This is a genomic window from Rhizobium sp. S152, assembly GCF_030380735.1.
Lineage (GTDB): Bacteria > Pseudomonadota > Alphaproteobacteria > Rhizobiales > Rhizobiaceae > Rhizobium.
Window position 1 is genome coordinate 16,043 of the sequence record NZ_JAUDRZ010000008.1, and the last position, 16,948, is coordinate 32,990.

General features: G+C 63.4%; 15 protein-coding genes. 1 reads left to right on the plus strand and 14 read right to left on the minus strand.

Annotated features, from left to right (window positions below; all coding sequences use genetic code 11):
• Positions 1–14: 14 nt before the first annotated feature.
• The 10 genes from miaB to QTL95_RS09635 form a co-directional block, all read right to left on the minus strand.
• The gene (miaB, locus tag QTL95_RS09590; RefSeq protein WP_289719754.1) at positions 15–1,424 is read right to left on the minus strand and encodes a tRNA (N6-isopentenyl adenosine(37)-C2)-methylthiotransferase MiaB; all 1,410 of its coding nucleotides are present in this window, start codon (positions 1,422–1,424) and stop codon (positions 15–17) included.
• A 284-nt stretch (positions 1,425–1,708) separates the two neighbouring features.
• Entirely contained in the window at positions 1,709–2,509 is an 801-nt protein-coding gene (locus tag QTL95_RS09595; RefSeq protein WP_289719755.1) for a lysophospholipid acyltransferase family protein, read from the minus strand.
• A gap of 30 nt (positions 2,510–2,539) precedes the next feature.
• Positions 2,540–2,968 carry a Fur family transcriptional regulator gene (locus QTL95_RS09600; RefSeq protein WP_289719756.1) on the minus strand — a complete coding sequence of 143 codons (429 nt, stop codon included), beginning with the start codon at positions 2,966–2,968 and terminating at the stop codon, positions 2,540–2,542.
• A gap of 36 nt (positions 2,969–3,004) precedes the next feature.
• A complete protein-coding gene (locus tag QTL95_RS09605) occupies positions 3,005–3,505 on the minus strand; it encodes a GNAT family N-acetyltransferase (protein WP_442981278.1) in 501 nt (166 codons plus the stop codon).
• A complete protein-coding gene (gene tsaB / locus QTL95_RS09610) occupies positions 3,502–4,161 on the minus strand; it encodes a tRNA (adenosine(37)-N6)-threonylcarbamoyltransferase complex dimerization subunit type 1 TsaB (protein WP_289719758.1) in 660 nt (219 codons plus the stop codon). The genes QTL95_RS09605 and tsaB overlap by 4 nt, the downstream gene beginning before the upstream one ends.
• Positions 4,162–4,269: 108 nt before the next feature.
• The gene (locus tag QTL95_RS09615; protein ID WP_289719759.1) at positions 4,270–4,836 is read right to left on the minus strand and encodes a NifU family protein; all 567 of its coding nucleotides are present in this window, start codon (positions 4,834–4,836) and stop codon (positions 4,270–4,272) included.
• Between the two features lie 111 nt (positions 4,837–4,947).
• Positions 4,948–5,439: a universal stress protein gene (locus QTL95_RS09620; RefSeq protein WP_037187931.1), complete on the minus strand. Its 492-nt coding sequence runs from the start codon at positions 5,437–5,439 to the stop codon at positions 4,948–4,950.
• 80 nt (positions 5,440–5,519) lie between these two features.
• Positions 5,520–5,945, minus strand: coding sequence for a cupin domain-containing protein (locus QTL95_RS09625; RefSeq protein ID WP_289719760.1), 426 nt, complete (start codon positions 5,943–5,945; stop codon positions 5,520–5,522).
• Positions 5,946–6,039: 94 nt separating this feature from the next.
• Positions 6,040–7,104 carry a tryptophan--tRNA ligase gene (gene trpS, locus QTL95_RS09630; protein WP_289719761.1) on the minus strand — a complete coding sequence of 355 codons (1,065 nt, stop codon included), beginning with the start codon at positions 7,102–7,104 and terminating at the stop codon, positions 6,040–6,042.
• Positions 7,105–7,294: 190 nt separating this feature from the next.
• A complete protein-coding gene (locus QTL95_RS09635; protein ID WP_289719762.1) occupies positions 7,295–7,699 on the minus strand; it encodes a VOC family protein in 405 nt (134 codons plus the stop codon).
• A 913-nt stretch (positions 7,700–8,612) separates the two neighbouring features.
• Here QTL95_RS09635 and QTL95_RS09640 point away from each other — a divergent pair.
• Complete coding sequence (locus QTL95_RS09640; RefSeq protein WP_289719763.1) at positions 8,613–9,038, plus strand: YcbK family protein; 426 nt, start codon at positions 8,613–8,615, stop codon at positions 9,036–9,038.
• A gap of 15 nt (positions 9,039–9,053) precedes the next feature.
• Here QTL95_RS09640 and murJ read toward each other — a convergent pair whose 3' ends face one another.
• From murJ to mutS, 4 genes are all read right to left on the minus strand, one after another.
• Positions 9,054–10,658: a murein biosynthesis integral membrane protein MurJ gene (gene murJ / locus QTL95_RS09645; RefSeq protein WP_289719764.1), complete on the minus strand. Its 1,605-nt coding sequence runs from the start codon at positions 10,656–10,658 to the stop codon at positions 9,054–9,056.
• Between the two features lie 33 nt (positions 10,659–10,691).
• The gene (locus tag QTL95_RS09650) at positions 10,692–13,589 is read right to left on the minus strand and encodes a [protein-PII] uridylyltransferase (RefSeq protein ID WP_289719765.1); all 2,898 of its coding nucleotides are present in this window, start codon (positions 13,587–13,589) and stop codon (positions 10,692–10,694) included.
• A gap of 108 nt (positions 13,590–13,697) precedes the next feature.
• Positions 13,698–13,973 (minus strand): hypothetical protein, encoded by a 276-nt coding sequence (locus tag QTL95_RS09655; RefSeq protein ID WP_289719766.1) that lies wholly within the window; start codon positions 13,971–13,973, stop codon positions 13,698–13,700.
• Between the two features lie 9 nt (positions 13,974–13,982).
• A complete protein-coding gene (gene mutS, locus QTL95_RS09660) occupies positions 13,983–16,697 on the minus strand; it encodes a DNA mismatch repair protein MutS (protein WP_442981289.1) in 2,715 nt (904 codons plus the stop codon).
• Positions 16,698–16,948 lie beyond the last annotated feature (251 nt).

Here is a 16,948-nt window from a genome sequence, read left to right on the forward strand (position 1 = left end):
TCGAGCTCCTTGAGTTAGGCACCAGCCTCTACCATCTCGGAAAACAGGCTGTTCGGTCCGGTACCTGTGATTCGCACTTTAATAATGTCACCGATTTGCGATGTCTTTGCATCAACATTCACCGACTGAAGCCAGGGTGAACGGCCGATAAGTTGTTGAGACATACGGCCGGGCTTTTCGAGCAACAGTTCGATGGTCTTCCCGACGCAGGATTCGGCAAATTCCTGCTGCTGCTTCAGGAGAAGCGCCTGCAGGCGTTCGAGCCGTTCTGCCTTGATCTCTTCCGGCACCTGGTCCTTCAGATCAGCGCCGGGCGTACCCGGCCGCGTCGAGTATTTGAAGGAGAAGGCCTGCGCATAGCGGACTTTCTCCACTAGCCTCAGTGTATCCTCAAAATCCTGGTCTGTCTCCCCCGGAAAGCCGACGATGAAATCACCCGAAAGGGCGATGTCCGGCCGCGCCGCGCGGATACGGTCGATGAGCGTCAGGTATTCGGCAGCCGTATGGCGGCGGTTCATCGCCTTCAGGATCCGGTCGGATCCCGCCTGAACCGGAAGATGCAGGTAGGGCATCAGCGCCCTTAAGTCGCGATGCGCCTCGATCAGCCGGTCGTCCATGTCGCGTGGGTGGCTGGTAGTGTAGCGCAACCGGGCAAGCCCGGGGATTTCGGCCAGCCTGTAGAGCAGATCGCCCAGCGTCCATTCCTGGCCGTTAGGGCCGGCGCCATGCCAGGCATTGACGTTCTGGCCGAGCAGCGTGATCTCGCGCACGCCGCCCTCGACCATCTTCTGCGCTTCCTCGACGATCTGGGAGGCCGGGCGCGACACTTCCGAGCCGCGCGTATAGGGGACCACGCAGAAGGTGCAGAACTTGTCGCAGCCTTCCTGCACCGTGAGAAACGCGGTCACGCCGCGCGCCCGGATTTTCTTCGCTTCGGCGATCGGCAGATGCTCGAACTTGTCTTCCAGCGCATATTCCGTATCGACGATCCGCTGGCCTTCCTTGGCCTTGCGCAACGCTTCCGGCAGCCGGTGATAGGTCTGCGGCCCGATGACGACGTCGACGGCCGGCGCCCGGCGAAGAATTTCTTCGCCTTCCGCCTGCGCCACGCAACCGGCCACACCGATCATGAACTCGCGGCCTTCCTTGTTGCGCTCCTTCTTCATGTCGCGCAGCCGCCCGAGCGCCGAGTAAACCTTCTCGGCCGCCTTCTCGCGGATATGACAGGTGTTGAGCAGTACCAGGTCGGCCTCTTCCATGACCTCCGTCGGCTCGTAGCCGTCACGGGCAAGCGCATCGCTCATCCGCGTGCTGTCGTAGACGTTCATCTGACAGCCGTAGGTCTTGATGAAAACCTTGCGGCTGTTGCTGCCATCGCGGAGTGTGGTCTCCGGGGCCGGGAGGAGGGCGCTGTCCTGGGTCATGCCGCGCTATTTAGTGGTTTTTGACGCGCGAGAAAAGGGCTTGTTATCCCGTCTTCCGGTGGCGTTGAACTTGGGGAGCTCGATCACGGCATCGGCCCCAATCGGCTGCCTTGCTGGCAGGGTTCTCGGCATCCTCTTTCGCCATGCGCTCGATCTCGCCATTGGAGAGCGCCCGGATGTGTGCCCAATCTGTGTTTGCTTCTGCTTTTCGCTTTGCCATGCCAGGCGGTTCTCCAGCGTCAGCGTTGAAGTCTGCAAGATTATGCAGTTGTCGGCAACGGCTTTTACGGCTGGACATCCCGTCCGCGCAGCGCCGCACCCAGCATCGCCCGAATACGGCTGGCGATAGTGGCGCTGACCTGTTTGCGGTTGGTCTCGGCGCTGTAGGAGACCGCTTCCCCGAAACAGACGTCGACGTCGAAGGCGCCGCAGCGCAGCATGTCCTTCAGGTGCGGCAACATCTCGACATCGCCCGGCCAGGAGGCGAGCGGGCGGTGGTAGCGGCCCATGGGAAGCCCGTGCACGCCGGTATAGGCGACCGCGACCGGTTGCACGATGACAGTGCCGGTGGGAGAGGCGGGTACGGCCATGGCGGCGGCGCCGAACAGCGAGGATTTCACCTCCAGCAGCCGGTTGCCATCCGATGTCGTGCCTTCGGGAAACAGAACGACAATCTCGCCGTCGGCCATGCGGGCGGCAATCTCGCTCACCTGGTTGCCGGTGTTGCGTTTTTCCTCGCGCACCACGAACACGCTCTTCTGCAGTTTGGCGAGCGTGCCGAAGATAGGCCAGTCGCGCACCTCGTTCTTGGCGATGAAAGCGACGTCGGCAACCGACGACAGCACCATTATATCCATCCACGAGGAATGGTTGGCGCAGAGCATCAGCGGCCGGTGTGTTTCCATCTTGCCGTGAACGTGTACGCGTATGCCGAGAGCAAAGCAGATGATGCGATGCCAGACGCGCGGCAGCCGGCGCCGCAGCTTCCAGTCGAAGCGCAAGGCGAGCAATTGCCAGGGAATGAGCAGGACGCTGGCGATCAGGATGACGATACCGGCGAGAGCGACGCGCAGCCAGGCAATCAAGTCATGCACTCCGCGGCTGCGTTCATGAGATCAGAGCTCGTCCTTCTTGAGCGGTATGCCGTAGAGCTCGAGCCGGTGATCGACGAGCTTGAAGCCGTGCTCGCGGGCGATCCGCTCCTGCAGCGCCTCGATCTCAGGCGAACGGAACTCGATGACGATACCGGTCTTCAGGTCGATCAGGTGGTCGTGGTGCTCTTCCGGAACGGTCTCGTAGCGCGAGCGGCCGTCGCGGAAATCGTGGCGGGCGATGATGCCGGCATCCTCGAACAGCTTGACGGTGCGGTAGACGGTGGAGATCGAGATCTTCGCGTCGACCTTCACCGACCGGCGATAGAGCTCTTCCACATCGGGATGGTCCTCGGACTCTTCCAGAATGCGCGCGATGACGCGGCGCTGCTCGGTCATCCGCATGCCGCGCTCGGTGCACAGATCCTCAAGGGTTTTGGCCGCTTCCGTCATGGGGGCGCCTTCCGATAGTCAACGTTTCAAACGGAACTAGCGAAGAACGCGCTTCATGACAAGCGCCGTGGAAACGGAGCCATGCGCATCCTTGTAGTATCCACGACGTTCGCCGACCTTCTCGAAGCCGAGCTTGCGGTAGAGGCCGAGCGCCGGCGCATTGCCGTCGTCGACCTCGAGGAAGATGCTCTCGCCGCCGCGAAGCTTGGCCTCGCGCATGGCGGCCTGCATCAGCCGCCAGCCGAGACCGGTGCGCCCCACCTTGGCCTGAACGGCGATCGTCAGGATTTCCGCCTCGCCGGCAATCTGGCGGGCGAGTACGAAGCCGGGCAGCGGCTTTTTCAGGAAGGCGTTGGTCTGGCGCGCCACGAAGCCGAAGACATTGTCTTGGGAAAGCAGGCTGTAGAATTCCCCGTCACCCCAGGGGCGGGCGAAGCTCTCGCCGTGCAGGATCGAGACCGCGTGGCAATCGTCGGCGTCCATCGGGATGATTTCGTATTCGGCCTTCAGTGTCAGATAGGATTCCAACATGGTCATACTCGCGCAATAGCAAACCCGGCTTGCGGCTTCGCATCCGGTCCACGCAGATAAAGAGGCTTCGGCTTTCCGACAGAAGGGTCGGCGGCGGCACCGAGGCGCGCCGCGATCGAGATGGGAAAATGGTTGGCATGTTCGCCTGTTGCGTCCGGCCGCAACAGCGGCGTCGCCGAACCGGTGATGGCACCGTCAAACGATGCCGCGAAGGCCTGCGCCTCCTCGACGGTCGCGGCCCTGGCGTCGTCGAGCGGCGCGCCGTCGGCATCGAAGGCCTGCAGATAGATCTCGTTGCGCTTGGCATCCATGGCCGCCAGCACCGCCTTGCCCGGCGATCTCTGCCGCTCGGCTTCGGCCATGATCGCCAGCGTGGTGACGCCGACGGCGGGAACGCCGAGCGAAAGGGCAAAGCCGCGCGCGGCGGCGACGCCGACCCGAATACCGGTGAAAGACCCCGGACCGATGGTCACGGCAATGCGCTCGATGTCGGAAAGCGCGACGCCCGCCTGGTCCAGCGCGCGGTCGACAATGCCAATCAGATGCTCTGCATGCCCCTTGCCGATCATGTCCGATGCCTCCCCCAGCACCGTATTCCTGCTGCTGTCATAGACAGAAGCAGCGCAATCCACACCTGCGGTGTCGAGCGCCAGTATGATCATGGCATCTATTTCCGAATAAACCGTTCCTGCCCATCTTTACACCGCTCCATACATCGCAAAACGCCGCGTTTGCAAACGCCGCGTCATCGCGAATGTTGGTTCAGGTCGTCAGACGGCTTCGACTTCCTGCACCTCGGGCACGAAATGGCGCAGCAGATTCTGGACACCGTGCTTCAGCGTTGCCGTCGAGGACGGGCAACCCGCGCACGAGCCCTTCATGTTGAGATAGACGGTACCGTCCTTGAAGCCACGGAAGGTGATGTCGCCGCCATCCTGGGCAACGGCAGGACGAACGCGGGTCTCCAGCAGTTCCTTGATGGTCAGAACGATCGTCTCGTCGCCCTCGTCGAAGAACTCGCCATCCGCGTCAGCGGCTTCACCGAGAACGGAAGCGGCGCCCATGACCGGCTTGCCGGACATGAAGTGCTCCATGATCGAACCGAGGATGGCGGGCTTCAGATGCTGCCACTCCTGGTCTTCCTTGGAGACGCTGATGAAGTCGTAGCCGAAATAGACGCCGGTCACGCCGGGGATTTCGAACAGGCGCGCGGCGAGCGGCGAGGCGCTGGCTTCCTCGCGGTTGCGAAACTCGGCGGTGCCGTTCTCCATGACGATCTTGCCCGGCAGGAACTTCTGCGTCGCGGGGTTCGGCGTGGCTTCGGTCTGAATGAACATCTTGCTCTCCGTGCGGCGAGCACCGGGCTCCTGCCGTCTTTAGAATTCTTCAAAAGTGAAAATAAGCCCTTTGGCTGCGCTATTCAAGAGACTTGTAGTCAAGAAATAACGTCACGCCAGGGCGTCGAGTTCCTCGTCGGTCAGGGAATCGGGAAGCACGGTGACCGGGATGGGGAAGGCGGCACCGCGTCCGGCAACGGAAGACACCAGCGGTCCCGGTCCTTCCTTCGCCGCGCTTGCGGCCAGCACCAGAATGGCGATGTCGCGGTCTTCCTCGATGACAGCGTTGATCTGCTCGGCCGCATTGCCCTCGCGGATGACGATCTCCGGGTCGATGCCGATGTTTTCGCGAACCACCTGCGCCGACTTGGCGACCACGGCTTCCGCCTCCTCGCGCGCTTCGGCCCGCATGATCTCCTCCACGCCCAGCCACTGCTGGAAGTCGCCTTCCGGGATCACGTAGATCAAGACGAGGCCGCCATTGGAGTTCTTGGCGCGCCGGCCGGCATAATGAACGGCGCGCTGGCATTCGGGGGTGTCATCGATGACAGCCATGAATTTGCGGCGGTGGCCTTCGAGCCGGGAGAGTCGCTTTGATACCATGGGCGGACTCTGACACCCGATTTCGGGAATTTGCAAGCCCCGTTTTGGGTCAGCGGAATCGCCCGACGCAATGCCTGCTACTAGGCTGGAATGAGGCCGTAGAGCAGCATGACCTCCTTGATATGCTCGATGTCGGGCTTGCCGTGAACGTTGATGACGAGCGCGATCTCCTCGAAATAGCGCCGGCCGATCAGCCCTGGCGTCATGGTGACCAGCGCCCTGGCGGTTTCATTGTGCAGGTTCTCGTGAAGATGCACGTAGCCGTGCGGGATGAACAGGCTGTTGCCGGGTTTCAGCTCGTGCTTCACGCCGTCGAGCGTCGTCGTCATCGTGCCGGAGAGACAGTAGATCACCTCGTCGACGTCGCGGTGGAAATGAGCCGCCGGCACGCGGCCCTTCGGCGGGGCGGTGAACTCGAAGATCACGATGCTGCCGTTGCTCTGATCCTCGTCGATCACGAAGCGGACTTCCATCGTACCGATCTGAATGAGGTTGCGATCGCGCATCGGAGCCTCCTCAAGGACCCGATCAGACTACGCCGCCCCGGCTCTTTCGACAAGGCGTTGAAGTCCGGGCGGCCGAAGCCGCCCGATTTACTCGCTAGTAGAGGAAGCCGACGATGTCGCGGACTTCCTTCATCGTCACTTCGGCCCGGGCGCGAGCCCGCTCGCCGCCGTTGCGCAGGATCGCGTCGATATGGCTGGTGTCGTCCATCAGGCGGCGCATCTCCGCGGTGATCGGCGAAAGCACCTTGACCGAGAGGTCGATCAGCGCCGGCTTGAACACGGAGAACTGCTGCCCGCCGAATTCGGAAAGCACGGCTGCCTTCGACGTGTCGGCGAGTGCGGCGTAGATGCCGACGAGGTTGTCGGCCTCCGGGCGACCCTGCAGGCCGTCGAGCTCGCTCGGCAAGCCATCCGGATCGGTCTTGGCCTTGCGGATCTTCTTCGAGATCGCGTCCTCGTCGTCCATCAGGTTGATGCGCGACAGATCGGACGGGTCCGACTTCGACATCTTCTTGGTGCCATCCCGCAGCGACATGACGCGCGGCGCCGGGCCGTCGATCAGCGGCTCGACCATCGGGAAGTAGGCATGCACCGGCTCCTTGCCGACGGTGATATCCACCCCGTATCCGGCCTTGCGGATATGCTCGGCGTAATCGAGGTTGAACTTCATCGCGATGTCGCGGGCAAGTTCGAGATGCTGCTTCTGGTCGTCGCCAACAGGAACATGCGTTCCGCGATAGACGAGAATGTCGGCCGCCATCAGGCTCGGATAGGCGTAGAGGCCAAGCGAGGCCTGCTCGCGGTCCTTGCCTGCCTTGTCCTTGAACTGCGTCATGCGGTTCATCCAGCCGATGCGCGCCACGCAGTTGAAGATCCAGGCGAGTTCCGCATGCTGCGGCACGGCCGACTGGTTGAAGACGATATGCTTCTCAGGGTCGATGCCGGCGGCGATGAAGGCGGCGGCGATCGAGCGGATCTGGTTCGGCATGTCCTCATGCACCAGCTGCGCGGTGAGCGCATGCATGTCGACCACGCAGTAGATGCAGTCGTTGCCGTCCTGCAGCGCCACGAACTTGCGGATCGCGCCGAGATAGTTGCCGAGATGCAGATTGCCGGTCGGCTGAACGCCGGAGAAGACCAGTTTCTTGAATTCGCTCATCATGTCCTCGATTAGGCTTGTGGAGGGCCTTTGCTGCGCCACGCGTCTTTGACGTGTGAAGGACGCAGCAACATTTTCAGATCTGCGCGCAATCCTGACCGCAACGGTGCTCTTGCGGTCAGGATTGCGCGCGGGGGCCAACGGCCCATGTTGCTAACGTCGCGGCTTATGCACGGCGAACGCCTTGCAATCAAGGGGCTGTAGCGGTGGCGTGCTGGATGAGATCGAAGGTGTTGCCGTAAGGATCCGAAAACACCGCGACGGTGCCGTAGACCTCGTGCCGGGGAGCCTCCAGGAAGTGCGCGCCGGCCCTGGTCATCGCGGCGTGGTCGCGGGCGAAGTCGTCGGTCGAAAGAAAGAACCCGACCCGGCCGCCGGTCTGGTTTCCGACCGCCGCCTTCTGCCGCTCGTCGACCGCCTGCGCCAGCAGAAACCCGGCCCCGCTCCCGCCCTTAGGCTTCACCACCACCCACCGCTTTCCCTCCGGCTGCTCCTCGTCCTGCAGGCACTCGAAGCCCAGCGCATCGCAGTAGAACGCCTTGGCGCGATCGTAGTCGTCGATGACAAGGGTGATGAGGAAGAGCGATTGGGACATGGATGACTCCTGTTGGTGGTGTTGCGTTTGTTGCCGGGGATTGGTGGGTGGTCAAGCGGGAGTGGGGTGCAATAAAGACCGCTCCCAACGCACCCGGGGCGAGCCGCGTGTCTCGCCCCGTCCTCGCGGACCCCCACAAGGGGGAGGGCTTAACCTGTGGCGCTGCCGAGCGAGGACTGAGATGCCGCCACGAGTCTTCTCCCCCACCTGTGGGGGGAGATGCCCGGCAGGGCAGAGGGGGGTGTTCCACGGCAAAACCTCTCGATAGTCTCCACCTCATCCCCACAAACACACCAAAACCCCACGCCGCCCGAGGACCCGTGGTTCCGCCATGCACTGCACTTCACTCGGACGGGGTGCGGGAAATCACCTCGATTGAGTTAGTAGATTATGGTGCCTTCCAACACCCCGTTCGGCGGTTTATGCCCGAACTCCGGTCCCTCTGCGACCGTCTTTCAAACTTCGCGACGGCGTTGTGTGCCTCACAGGCACGTCCAGGGCACTCCGACGGACAGCGCGCGTAAGCGCGATATTCCGCCAGCCCCGGAGGGAGACCATTTTCTCGGACCCGGAGCGTGAGGTTTCGCGTCCTACCCTCACGCACCGCGCCGGTCCCGCCTCGCCGGCACGCCTGCCGGTGTATCCGATGACGGAACGCGATCAGTGTAGGCACGGGTTTCGGGTGCGGGGATAATGCGAGGCTGATTTTTTATGTGAATATTTCTCACAATTTCCCGTGATTGAGAAAATAATACTACTTTTGATGTAGTTCTAACTTATCAATTGGCCGTAAAATGCGGCATGTGGATATTTATAAAGGTAAACAATTTCACAAAAAGACCATTTTTAGGGAGAGCTTTCCCTTCGCCAAGTTTGCGCCGGATGTTCCGGCGTGTCTCGAGGGGAGGGAACCATGCAGACTGCATTGTCCATCGCACTCGCCGGCCTGTTTTGTTTCTCGTGTTTCGACAGTGCCGACGCCCAGAATGTCAGGCGGCTCGCGATACCGCAGCTCAAGCAGAAGGAAACGCTCGCCTATTCCCTGCAGACCGTCAGCGTCAAGGCGAACTGCTTCCCGCCGCAACTGCGCGGCGTGCTTGCCTATATCGCCGCCAGAACCGGCCGCCGGCCGATGGTGACGTCGGGGTTTCGCGCCCACGGCCGCTCCCACTCGCAGCATCGCCACTGCGCCGCCGCGGATATCAGGATTCCCGGCGTGTCGGAACGGACGATCATCGCGATCGCGGCATCGGCGCCGGGGATCGGCGGGATCGGACGCTACTGCAACGGCATCGTCCACGTGGATATCGGCCCGAAGCGGCGCTGGACATATTGCTAGGCCCGTCCGGCCGGATCAGCCGTTGGTTTTAACATCGGACGAGACTTCAGTCTTGGCGACCGGCTTCCGGTTCAGGTTGCGGCGGATCATGCCGAGATCGGCGCCGCCGATCAGGAAGGCCGTGGCGAAATAGACGATCATCGAGATGCCGATCAGAAGGCCGAGCGTGCCGACCTTGGTGGTCAGGTGCGCGCTGGATGCCAGCCATGGCTCCCATCGCTGCTGGAGGTACATGATAACCCCGCCCATGACGGCGGCGGAGACGACGAGCAGGGCGGTGCGCCGCGCCAGCGCCCATTCCCAGGCGAGATGGCCACGGCGCAGCAGCGTCGTGAACAGAAGAACCGTGCTGATCCATCCGGCCGTGGCTTCCGCGACGGCGATGCCGGGTGCCCCGAGATAGGGAAAGAGCGTCAGCGCCGTGGCACAGTTGACGCCAACGGCGACCGCCGAAAACCGCATCGGCGTCCTGGTGTCCTCGCGGGCGTAGAAACCCGGCTGCAGCGCCTTGATCAGCACGAAGGCCGGCAGCCCGATGCCGTAGATCGCGAGGATAGAGCCGACGAGCAGCGTGTTTTCCTGGTGGAAGGCGCCGCGCTCGTAGAGCACGCGGATGATCTCGTCGGAGAGGATCCAGAGCGCGAAGGCGGCCGGGATCGTCAGGAACAGCACGAACTCGATCGAGCGGTTCTGCAGGTTGCCCGCTTCCTTGAGATTGCCGCCCTTAAGCGCGCGGGCAAGCTCGGGCAGAAGCACCACGCCCACCGCAACGCCGACCACGCCAAGCGGCAGCTGGTAGATGCGGTCGGCATACTGCAGGGCGGCGATCGCGCCTTCCTTGCTGGAGGCGATCGCCTGGCCGATCATCTGGTTGATCTGCGTGATGCCGCCGGTCACGGCGGCCGGGATCGCAAGGATCAGCAGGCGCTTGACGTTGGGCGTGATCCTCGGGAAGCGAAAGCCGATGCTCATGCCGGCATGCAGCACGCCGAGATAGACCACGACCAGCTGCAGGATGCCCGCGACGAGCACGCCCCAGGAGAGATACCACGCCGTCTGCAGCGGTTCCGCACCGGTATAGAGCGCGTAGAACAGCGCCCCGATCATGACGACGTTGAGGAAGACGGGGGCGATGGCCGCGGCGAAGAAATGATGCAGCGAGTTCAGCATCCCGCTCATCATCGCTGTCAGCGACATGCACATGAGATAGGGGAACATCACCGCCGCCATGCGCACGGTAATGTCAAACTTGTCCGGATCGTCGGTAAAGCCCGGCGCGATGATGAAGCGCACCAGAAGCGGCATCGACAGTTCCATCACGATGGTGATGAGCAGGAGCACCGAGAACAGGACGCCGAACACTTCCTCGGAGAAGCGCTTGGCTCCATCGGTTCCGTTCGCCTCGATCTCCTTGGCGAAGAGCGGCACGAAGGCGGCGTTGAAGGCGCCTTCGGCAAACAGCCGGCGGAACAGGTTCGGAAAGCGAAAGGCCGCGTAGAACACGTCAGCCATCGGCCCGGTGCCGAGCGCGGCCGCCATCAGCGTCTCGCGGGCAAAGCCGAAGATGCGGCTGCCGAGCGTGGCGCCGCCCACGGTGGCGAATTTTCTGACGAGGCTCATGCGTTCAGGCTCATATGTTCACGATCAGGCGGGCTAGTCCGCCTTCTTTCGGGTGGGTTCGCTGCGTGCGGTCGATGCCGGCGCGATGATGCCCGAGGGCATGCGCTCGCGCAGCTCGTCCTGCTCCTCGTCCATGACGGCCTTCATTCGCGCCATGATGTTGGAGCGCTTGCTGTCGCCGGAAATCTTCTGGCCGACGAGGTCGGTGACGTAGAAGGTGTCGATCACCTTCTCGCCGAAGGTAGTGATGCGGGCCGACTGGATGTCGAGCGAGAGATCGGAGAGCACCGCGGTGATCTCCGACAGCAGTCCCGGCCGGTCGAGGCATTCGACCTCGATGACGCTGAACTTGTTCGACAGGCTGTTGGAGATGTTGACCGACGGCGGAATGACGAAGGCCTTGCTCTTCTTGCGGTTCTTGGTGCGCGTCGCGATCACCTCCGGCAGCCGCTTGCGGCCGGAAAGCACGTCCTCGATCATCCGTCCGATGGTGCCGGCGCGGCGCAGCTCGTCGGCGTCGTCCTTGAACTCGCGGCTGACATGGATCGTGTCGAGCGCCCGGCCGTCGGACGTCGTGAAGATCTGCGCGTCGACGATATTGGCGCCGGCCGCGGCACAGGCGCCGGCGATGACGGCGAGCAGGCGCGGATGGTCCGGCGAGAGCACGGTGATCTCGGTGATCGCATGGAAGCTGTCGGTGCGCACCATGGTCGCCAGCGCCTGCCCGGCCTTGTCGGCCTGGCGGATGAACTCGGCGTGGCGCACCTGGTCTTCCAGCGGTACGGAGAGAAGATAGGGCTGGTAGTGCAGCTTGCTGTAGATCTTGCGATCCCTGGGGCTCCAGTCGGCCAGCGCGTTGTAAAGCGCCTCGGCGGCGAAATTGGCGCGCTCCTTGCGCGACACTTCCGAGAAGCCACCGGCCAAAAGCAGCTCGGTCTCGTAATAGAGCGTGCGCAGCAGCTGGCCTTTCCAGCCGTTCCAGACGCCGGGGCCGACCGCGCGGATATCGCAGATGGTCAGGATCAGGAGCATCTTCAGCCGTTCCAGCGACTGTACCACGTCGGCGAAATCGGTGATCGTCTTGCGGTCGGTGAGGTCGCGGGTCTGGGCGACCATCGACATGACCAGGTGCTCCTGGATCAGCCAGACGACCGTCTCCGTCTGCTTCTGCGACAGGCCGAAGCGGATGCAGAGCTTGCGGGCGACACGCGCGCCGGCGATCGAGTGGTCCTCCTGCCGGCCCTTGGCGACGTCGTGCAGCAGTACCGCCACGTAAAGAGCCTCGCGGTCCTCGATATGGGGCATCAGCTTGTTGGCGAGCGGGTGCAGTTCGTCGGCCTTGCCCTTGTCGATCTCGGCGAGCACGCCGACGCTGCGCAGCAGGTGCTCGTCGACGGTGTAGTGGTGATACATGTTGAACTGCATCATCGCGACGATCTTGCCGAATTCCGGAATGAAGCGGCCGAGCACGCCGGCCTCGTTCATGCGCCTGAGAATCAGCGCCGGATCGCGCTTCGAGGTCAGGATCGACAGGAAGAGCCGGTTCGCCTCCTCGTTTTCGCGCAGATCGCCGTCGATCAGGCTGAGCGAGCGGGTGACGCGCTTCAACGCGTCGGGGTGGAACTCCAGGCCGTTGATATCGGCGACATGGAAGAGCCTGATGATATTGACCGGGTCGCGCTTGAAGACGTCGGGGCTGGCGAGCGCGATGCGGCCGCGATCTTCCATGAAGTCGGTGCTGCCGGCGATCTTGCGGCTGCGATGGGCAAAGCGGCTGATGACGCCGGATAGTCCCGGCGTCGATTTGGCCTGCTGCTCCTCGAGCGCCGAGCAGAGAATGCGGGTGAGGTCGCCGACATCCTTGGCGACCAGGAAGTAGTGCTTCATGAAGCGCTCGACGGCCGAAAGGCCGGGGCGCGAATGATAGCCCAGCGCCTCGGCGATATCGCGCTGGATGTCGAAGGACAGGCGCTCCTCGGCCTTGCCGGTCAGGAAGTGCATATGGCAGCGCACTGCCCACAGGAAGTCGTCGGCCTTCTCGAACAGCCGGTATTCGTGCCTGGAGAGAACGCCGAGCGGCACCAGTTCCTGCGCGTCGCGGACGTGATAGTAGTATTTCGAGATCCAGAACAGCGTGTGCAGGTCGCGAAGCCCGCCCTTGCCTTCCTTGACGTTGGGCACGACCAGATAGCGCGTGTCGCCGTCCTTGCGGTGACGCTCGTCGCGCTCGGCGAGCTTGGCGGCGATGAATTCCGGGCCTGTGCCGGTGACGATCTCCTTGTCGAAGCGCGCCTCGAGCTCCGTCTCCAGCGTCCTCAGCCCGCAGATGTAACGCATCTCGAGGATCGCCGTGCGGATCGTCATGTCGGAGCGCGAGAGAGCGATGCACTCTTCGACGGTGCGGGTGGCGTGGCCCACCTTGAAGCCCATGTCCCACAGCACGTAGAGCATGAACTCCACCGCCTTGTGCGTCTCTTCCGCCGTCTTCGGCTGGAACAGGAACAGGAGGTCGATATCCGAGCCCGGCGCCAGCGTGTCGCGGCCATAGCCGCCGACGGCGGTGACCGCGAACTTGTCGCGCTGCTTCGGAAACACGTGCACCGTGACGAACTCGTAGAGCACGGTGATGATCTGGTCCTGCAACCAGGAAATCCGCCGCGCGCACCTGATACCGCTGCCGTCGGCGGAGAGAAGCTCGCGCGCCTTGTTGCGGCCGTCGCTGCTCGCCTTCTTCAGGATTGCCAGAAGGTCGGCGCGCATGACGTCGGGCCGGTTGCGGTTGGCCTCGGCGACGGCGTCGCACAGCGTCTGCAGATAGGGAGTGTCGAGGATGTCGGAGAAGTCGATGTCGTTGCTCGCAGCCATGCGCGGGGCGGGGTCCTGTTGCCGCGGCACCACGTCCAGATGGTGCGCCTCTCGTTTCGTCTGCATGCGCTATAGCCTCTTTGCCCGCGAATTGACACGGGGCTACATACTGCAAGAACCCTTAATTTTGGCGAAAAGGTGGTTTGCCCGGCGAAGCGTCAGGCAAGCAGGCCGTCAGGCGCTGATCTGCGCGTGCACGGAATAGAGAACCTTGCGGTTTTCGCTGGCGATCTCCTCCAGCGTCTCGCGATCACATTCGCGATACCCGGCCCTGGCGATGGCGCTGACGAGATCGGAAATGACGCCGCAGCAGCGGATGATCTGCAACAGCCCGAAGGGCGAGGCCCAGCCGCGCGGGTTGCCGCGCTCGTCGGCGAGCCTGAGCGCTTCCATGGCCGTGAAGATGTTGGCGAGCCTCTGCGTTTCGCGAAGCAGGCGATCCATGAACATGGCTGTCTCCTATTTCAGCTTCGTCTTGAGGTCGTAAAGTGCTGCCAGTGCCTCGCGCGGCGTCAGATCGTCGAGGCTGAGGCTCTTCAGCGCCTCCTCGACCTTGGACGGTCCGCGATTGGCGTCGTCACGTCGCACCGCCACCTGGAAGAGCGGCAGGTCGTCGATCAGCTGGCTCGCCGGGTTCTTACGGTCGGCATCCTCCAGTCGCGTCAGCACGTCGCGGGCACGCGCCACGACCGACGCCGGCAGGCCGGCAAGCCGGGCCACCTGGATGCCGTAGGAGCGGTCGGCGGCACCGGGACCGACCTCGTGCAGGAAGATCACCTCGCCGTCCCATTCCTTCACCTTCATCGTGGCGTTGGAAAGCCGCCCGAGCTTTTCGGAAAGAACGGTCAGTTCGTGGAAGTGGGTGGCGAACAGGCCGCGGCAGCGATTGGCCTCGTGCAGGTGTTCGACCGCCGCCCAGGCGATCGACAGACCGTCGAAGGTCGCCGTGCCGCGCCCGATTTCATCGAGGATAACAAGCGAGCGGTCGGTCGCCTGGTTGAGGATCGCCGCCGTCTCGACCATCTCGACCATGAAGGTCGATCGCCCGCGGGCCAGGTCGTCGGAGGCGCCGACGCGGGAAAACAGCCGGTCGACGATGCCGATATGGGCCGAGGTGGCGGGCACGAAGGAGCCCATCTGCGCCAGGATCGCGATCAGCGCGTTCTGCCTGAGGAAGGTCGATTTACCGCCCATGTTCGGGCCGGTCAGAAGCCAGATCGCGCCGTCCTTGCCGTCGCCGTCTGGCGACAGGTCGCAATTGTTGGCGACGAACGGCCCTGACGATTGGCGGCGCAGCGCCTGCTCGACCACGGGATGGCGCCCGCCTTCGAGCGCAAACATCTTCGATGCGTCGACCACCGGTCGGCAATAGGCCTGCTCGTCGGCAAGCAGCGCCAGTCCGGCCGCGACATCAAGGACCGCGAGCGCCCTGGCGCCCGCCTTGATCGCCTCTGCCTCGTTGACGACAGCAGCCGTCATCCGGTCGAAGGCTTCCAGCTCGATCGACAATGCCTGGTCGGCGGCGTTGGCGATCCGGCTTTCGAGATCGGCGAGCTCGGTGGTGGTGAAGCGCATGGCGTTCGCCATCGTCTGGCGATGGATGAAGCGCGCCTTGGCTTCCGGCGTATCGGTCATCGGCCCGGCATTGCCGGCGGTGACCTCGATGAAGTAGCCGAGCACGTTGTTGTGCTTGATCTTCAGCGACTTGATGCCGGTCTCCTCGGCATATTGCAGCTGCAGCCCGGCGATCACCCGGCGCGACTGGTCGCGCAGCGCACGCACCTCGTCGAGCTCCACGCTGGCGCCGTCGCGCATGAAGCCGCCGTCGCGCTTAAGCAGCGGCAGCTCGTCGCCCAGCGTCTCGGCAAGCAGCGTCGAAAGCGCCGATGGAAGAGAGGTGAGTTCGCCAAGCGCCCGGTCGAGTTCGACGGGAAGCAGCGCGCCGTCGAGCAGCCGCACCAGCTCTGATGCGGCGTTCAGCCCCTGGCGGATCGCGGCAAGATCGCGCGGACCGCCACGGTCGAGCGCCAGGCGCGAAAGCGCGCGCGGCATGTCGGGCACATGCTTCAGGTGATGGCGCAGGTCGCCGCAGAGCGACGGTTCCTCCATCAGGAAGCCGATCGAATCCAGACGCTCGTTGATCGGTGCCGGGTCGGTGAGCGGCGACATCAGTCGTTCGGCGAGAAGCCGCGCGCCGCCACCGGTCACGGTGCGGTCGATGGCTTTCAGCAGCGAACCGTTGCGATCGCCCGAAAGCGTGCGCGACAATTCGAGATTGGCCCGCGTCGCCGGGTCGATGAACAGCGTCGATGCCGCTCTCTCGCGCTCCGGCTTTCCAAGCGGCGGTCGTTCGGCGATCTGCGTCTTCTCGACATAGGCGACGGCCGCAGCGGCTGCCGCAAGCTCGGCGCGTGAAAACGTGCCGAAGCCGTCGAGCGTCGATACCCCGAAATAGCGCGCAATGCGCCCTTCCGCCGTGGCGCTGTCGAACAGCACGGATGGCTGCGGGACGGCGGTGCGGCCGAGCACGTCGAAGGCAGGCCTCAGCTCCGGGTCGTGGAACATGGTGTCGGGCAGGATCAGCTCGCGCGGATCGATCCGGAGAATATCGGCGAGCAGCCGCGACGCCTCGGTCTCCGCCAGCCGGAAGACGCCGGTCGAAATGTCGATCCAGGCAAGCGCCATCTGCGGCTCGGCGCCGCCGCGAATCCGGGTAAGGGCCATCAGGTAATTCGATTCCGACGGCGAGAGCAGCTTCTCCTCGGTGATCGTCCCCGGCGTCACCAGCCGCACGACGTCGCGCTTGACGACCGATTTGGAGCCGCGCTTCTTCGCCTCGGCGGGGTCCTCCACCTGTTCACAGACGGCGACACGGAAGCCGAGCCCTATCAGCTTCTGCAGGTAGTCGTCGGAAGCATGCACCGGCACGCCGCACATCGGAATGTCCTGCCCCATGTGCTGGCCGCGCTTGGTGAGCGTGATGCCGAGAGCCCGCGATGCCTCCAGAGCGTCCTCGAAGAACAGCTCGTAAAAATCGCCCATGCGGTAGAACAGCAGCGAATCCGGATTGTTCGCCTTGATCTCGATGAACTGCTCCATCATCGGCGTCGCCGAGGCGCGGCTTTCCTCGGTCGCGAGTTCGGCAGCCGAAAAGGCTTCGTGTCGGGGATCCATTCTGTCGTTCACGTCGGTAGGCTTTTCCCTAAAAAACAGGTGCCACCCTATCGAAGCGCGGCTATAGAAGACAACAGCTATCGGGAAATGGGAGCCGTTAGCCCACAGGAGGATTGGGGAGGCCGTCGACAAGCCGCAAGGTCAGGAACGCCTTGAGAGGGCGCCTGTCAGTTTCACCGGATATTTTAATCGATTGTAGCCGTACGGCTTTTTCGCAAGGCGTCGTGTCAGCCCCAAATAGCGTGTCTATA

What these genes read in the sequence shown, in the direction of transcription:
- miaB (WP_289719754.1), bottom strand. Translation starts at nt 1,424, where the DNA reads ATGACCCAGGACAGCGCCCTCCTCCCGGCCCCGGAGACCACACTCCGC.
- QTL95_RS09600 (WP_289719756.1), bottom strand. Translation starts at nt 2,968, where the DNA reads ATGACGGAAGCGGCCAAAACCCTTGAGGATCTGTGCACCGAGCGCGGC.
- QTL95_RS09605 (WP_442981278.1), bottom strand. Translation starts at nt 3,505, where the DNA reads ATGACCATGTTGGAATCCTATCTGACACTGAAGGCCGAATACGAAATC.
- tsaB (WP_289719758.1), bottom strand. Translation starts at nt 4,161, where the DNA reads ATGATCATACTGGCGCTCGACACCGCAGGTGTGGATTGCGCTGCTTCT.
- QTL95_RS09615 (WP_289719759.1), bottom strand. Translation starts at nt 4,836, where the DNA reads ATGTTCATTCAGACCGAAGCCACGCCGAACCCCGCGACGCAGAAGTTC.
- QTL95_RS09620 (WP_037187931.1), bottom strand. Translation starts at nt 5,439, where the DNA reads ATGGTATCAAAGCGACTCTCCCGGCTCGAAGGCCACCGCCGCAAATTC.
- QTL95_RS09625 (WP_289719760.1), bottom strand. Translation starts at nt 5,945, where the DNA reads ATGCGCGATCGCAACCTCATTCAGATCGGTACGATGGAAGTCCGCTTC.
- trpS (WP_289719761.1), bottom strand. Translation starts at nt 7,104, where the DNA reads ATGAGCGAATTCAAGAAACTGGTCTTCTCCGGCGTTCAGCCGACCGGC.
- QTL95_RS09635 (WP_289719762.1), bottom strand. Translation starts at nt 7,699, where the DNA reads ATGTCCCAATCGCTCTTCCTCATCACCCTTGTCATCGACGACTACGAT.
- QTL95_RS09640 (WP_289719763.1), top strand. Translation starts at nt 8,613, where the DNA reads ATGCAGACTGCATTGTCCATCGCACTCGCCGGCCTGTTTTGTTTCTCG.
- murJ (WP_289719764.1), bottom strand. Translation starts at nt 10,658, where the DNA reads ATGAGCCTCGTCAGAAAATTCGCCACCGTGGGCGGCGCCACGCTCGGC.
- QTL95_RS09650 (WP_289719765.1), bottom strand. Translation starts at nt 13,589, where the DNA reads ATGCAGACGAAACGAGAGGCGCACCATCTGGACGTGGTGCCGCGGCAA.
- QTL95_RS09655 (WP_289719766.1), bottom strand. Translation starts at nt 13,973, where the DNA reads ATGTTCATGGATCGCCTGCTTCGCGAAACGCAGAGGCTCGCCAACATC.
- mutS (WP_442981289.1), bottom strand. Translation starts at nt 16,697, where the DNA reads ATGGATCCCCGACACGAAGCCTTTTCGGCTGCCGAACTCGCGACCGAG.